Origin of the sequence: Pseudonocardia pini (genome assembly GCF_013870575.1) — a bacterium.
Taxonomy (GTDB): domain Bacteria; phylum Actinomycetota; class Actinomycetes; order Mycobacteriales; family Pseudonocardiaceae; genus Pseudonocardia; species Pseudonocardia pini.
Window position 1 is genome coordinate 1 of the sequence record NZ_JACBXB010000568.1, and the last position, 3,735, is coordinate 3,735.

Genomic DNA, 3,735 nt, shown 5'->3' on the forward strand with positions numbered 1-3,735 from the left:
GCGCCGGTCTCCGGGGCCAGCAGGGCGACCCCGCGGGCCACGAACAGCTCCTTCAGCTCCGGGGTGACCATGCCGCCGTCCCACGCTCCCCAGTGGAGCGCGGTGCCGTCCAGGGTGGCGGCGGCCCGGTCGAGGGCCTCGTTGGCCGCGGCGTAGTCGGCCTGGCCCGGGTTGCCGAGGACACCGGCGACCGAACCGAAGACCACGACCCGCGGCGAGGTCTCCACCGCCGCGAGCACCGCGCGCAGGCCACCGATCTTCGGTCCGACCACCCTGGCGACCGCCTCGGCGGTCTTGTCCGTGAGGGCGGCGTCGGCCAGCGCACCGGCTCCGTGGACGAGCGTGGTCACGCGGGCGGCGTCCGCACCCAGGGCGGTGCGGACCGCCTCGCTGTCGACGACGTCGGCGCTCAGGTACCGCACCCGCGCCCCGGCCGCACGGACGGCGTCCACGGTCTGCCGGATCTCGCGCCGTGCCTTCAGCGCCGCGACCTGCTGCTCGACCTCCTTGGGCCCGAAGCCGCCGGTCCCGTTGCGCAGGTCGGTGATCAACGCGGCCTTGAGGTCCGCATCGGCGACGCCCTCGGCCCACCCGGGCTCCGGCTCGTCGACCCCGGTGGTCCGGCCCAGCAGCAGGAACTCCGCCGGGACGCGCTCGGCCAGGGCGATCACGCACGTCGCGGTCACGCCGCGGCCGCCGCCGGTGACGAGCACGACGTCGTCGGCGGTCGACCCCGGCTCGACCGGGTCGGCGCCGGCGAGGCCGCGGTCGGTGCGGACCGGGGTCCAGCGGGCGCGGTCGGCGTCGACGCCGACCTCCGCGACCAGGTCGGGATCGTGCAGCTCGGCGAGCACGATGTCGGCCAACGCGGTGTCGTCCACCCCCGGCGCGACGTCCAGGGCGCGGGCGAACACGGTCGGCGCCTCGCGGGCGAGGGTCTTGGCCAGGCCGGTGAGCCCGCCCTGCAGGGCGAGGCCCAGCTCGGCCGTGCCGCGGTGGCCGAGGCCGCCGTCGATGCGGGTGACCGTGAGGAAGGCGGCCCTCGAGGTCGAGGCGGTGTGCCGCAGTGCGGTGACCGACGCGCCTGCGGTGAGGACCGCGTCGCTGAGCAGCTGCTCGGCCTCGGCGTGCGGACCGGCCAGGAGCAGGACCGCGTCGATCCGTTCGGGGCGGTCGGTCGTGACCCGCCAGCCGCGGCTCTGCAGCCCGTCGACGAGCGCGGCCGGGGCCGAGGTGCTCCGCTCGACGAGCCAGGCGACCGGCTGCTCCGCGAAGGTCGCGGTCGCCCGGTCGATCGGCGGCAGGGGCTCGAGGTCGATCGTGAAGCGGTGCGGACGGGTGTCGGTGGCGGGCTCCGGAGCCCGCTCGGGCTCGACGACCGCGCCGGCCTCCCCCGCGAGCACGCCGACGATGTCGTCCACCGACCGCAGCTCGGCGAGCTGCTCGGGGCCCACCGGCGGCAGGCCCGGGATCCGCTCGGCGACCGCACCGAGGATCTGCACCCGCTTGATCGAGTCGATCCCCAGATCGGCCTCCAGGTCCATCCCCGGCTCGACCATCTCGACCGGATAGCCGGTCTTCTCCGACACGACCGCCACCAAGGCCGCCCGCACCGCGTCGGCCCCTGCGGATCCGTTCGGGACCGGGCCGTCGGGGACGGCGGCCGGGGACGCCGACGACGTCGGACCCTCGCCCTCGGCGAGGGGCGCCTCCGTGATGGGCCTGTCGCTCGGGACGGTCGGCGTTCCCGGTCCCGCGAGGAGGGCCGAGGGCTCGCTGTGCGACGCCGCACCGTTCGGCACGCCGCCGTTGGACACGCCGCCGTTGGACACGCCGCCGTTGGACACGCCGCCGTTCGGAGCGGGGTCCTGCTGTGCCGGGACGAGGGGCTCGACCGGGGCGAGTGGCCCCGCGAGGGCCGCCGGACCGCTCCTGGAGGTGAAGGCCTCCGGGCCGACGGGTCCAGACGCCCGCGGCGTGGCGAGGGCCCCGGCGCCGCCCAGGCCGGTCATCCGGGACAGGACCTCGTTGGCGTGGGTGTGGCCCCGGCTGATCGCCAGGGCCGAGTCGGCGACGGCGCGGACCCCGGCGTGGACCTGCGGGTCGACCCGGTCGCCCTGCGCACGCAGGACGTCGACTAGGCCCTCGGTGATCCGGAGCTGGCTGTCGAGGTAGCGGGCGTGCAGGTCGATGTGCTCGGCGAGGGCGTCGCCTGCGGGGGCCGGGGTCATGGCGGTCGGCCCTACCGGCGTGGGGTCCGGGGTGCGGAGGGGCGCGGGCGCCCCGGACACGGCGACCGTCGTGGCGATGGTCCCGGCGAGCGGCTCCACCGGGCCGCCCGTCCCGACGAGGGACTCGCGGGCCGTGGTGTCCGACTCGCGAGCCCCGGTGTCCGACACGCGGGGGGTGGTGTCCGACTCGCGGGGGGTGGGCGTGGTGACGGTGTATCCGCTGGTCAGGGCTTCGCGGTAGGCCGCGGTGCGGGACTCCGGGCGGTAGGTCATGCCGGAGAGGGTCACGGTCATGCCCGTCGGCGCGACCTCCGCGAAGGGCTCGGCCACGTAGCGGTTGAGGCCGCTCAGCGGGACACCCAGCACCACCAGCTGGACGGAGGCGGCGAGGACCGACGCCGCGGAGTCGCCCGACGGCCCGGCGTCCGTCGCGATCGCGACCGCCCGGTCCCCCAGGGTCTGCTCGACCAGCCCGGTCAGCACCCGCTTCGGCCCGAACTCCACGAACACCGTCGTCCCGGCGTCCGCGAGGCGCTCGAGCCCGGCGACGAACTCGACCGGCTTGCGCAGCTGCTCGGCCAGGACCTCCCGGTTCGCGGCGACGTCCGACCCGTAGGAGGCGTCGGGCGAGTTCGCGACCACCAGACCCGCGGGCTCCCCGATCTCGACCGCGGAGACCGCCGAACGGAAGGCCTCCACCGCGTGGTCCACGTGCGAGGTGTGGAAGGCCGCGGCGACCGGGAGCTCCTTCGCGGAGACCCCCCGCTCACCGAATGCGGCGACCGCGGCGGCCACCGCCTGCCCGGAGCCACCGACCACGACCTGCGACGGGGCGTTGTGGTTGCACACCACCACCCCGTCGATGCCGCCGAGAACCTCCTCGACGACCTCCCGGGAGGCGCTGACCGCCGCCATCGTGCCGGGGTCGTACCCCTCGACGTCCGCGGGCGGTGCCATGGCGCGGCCCCGGGCCCGGGACAGGGCATGGAAGTCCGCGTCGGACAGCGATCCGGCGGCCCAGAGCGCGGTCAGCTCGCCGTAGCTGTGGCCGAGGAAGCCCTCTGGGGCGAGCCCGAAGGACCGCAGCACCGCGAACTGGCCCGCGGCGAGTGCGCCGATCGCGGGCTGTGCGTAGTCGGTGCGGCGCAACGCCTCCTCGCGCTCGCTCGACGAGTCCGCGAACGAGGGCGGCGGGAAGACCGCGGCGGCGAGGGTGTCGGAGCCGACGTCGCCGAAACCGGCGTTGGCGGCGTCGAAGGAGTCCCCGACCGGGGGCAGGTCGATCGCCGCGCGCAGACCCATGTCGACGTACTGGCTGCCCTGGCCTGCGAACAGGGCGGCCACGCGCACCTCGCCCGGGGCCGACGCCCGGAACCAGATGCCCCGCGGGTGGGACCAGGCCTCGGCCTCGGACCCGCTGAGCAGCGACGCGGCGAGCGACCGCAGCTCGTCGAGCTCGGAGTCCGAGCGGGAGACGACGCCGATCCTGGCGTGCCCGGCCGGG

The 3,735-nt window shown here is 76.2% G+C and carries 1 protein-coding gene; it reads right to left on the reverse strand.

Annotation, left to right across the window (positions count from 1 at the left end; translation table 11 throughout):
* Positions 1 to 3,735, reverse strand: a 3,735-nt coding sequence (locus tag H5J29_RS24840; RefSeq protein WP_181783447.1) for an SDR family NAD(P)-dependent oxidoreductase, incomplete at both ends; no start/stop codon positions are given.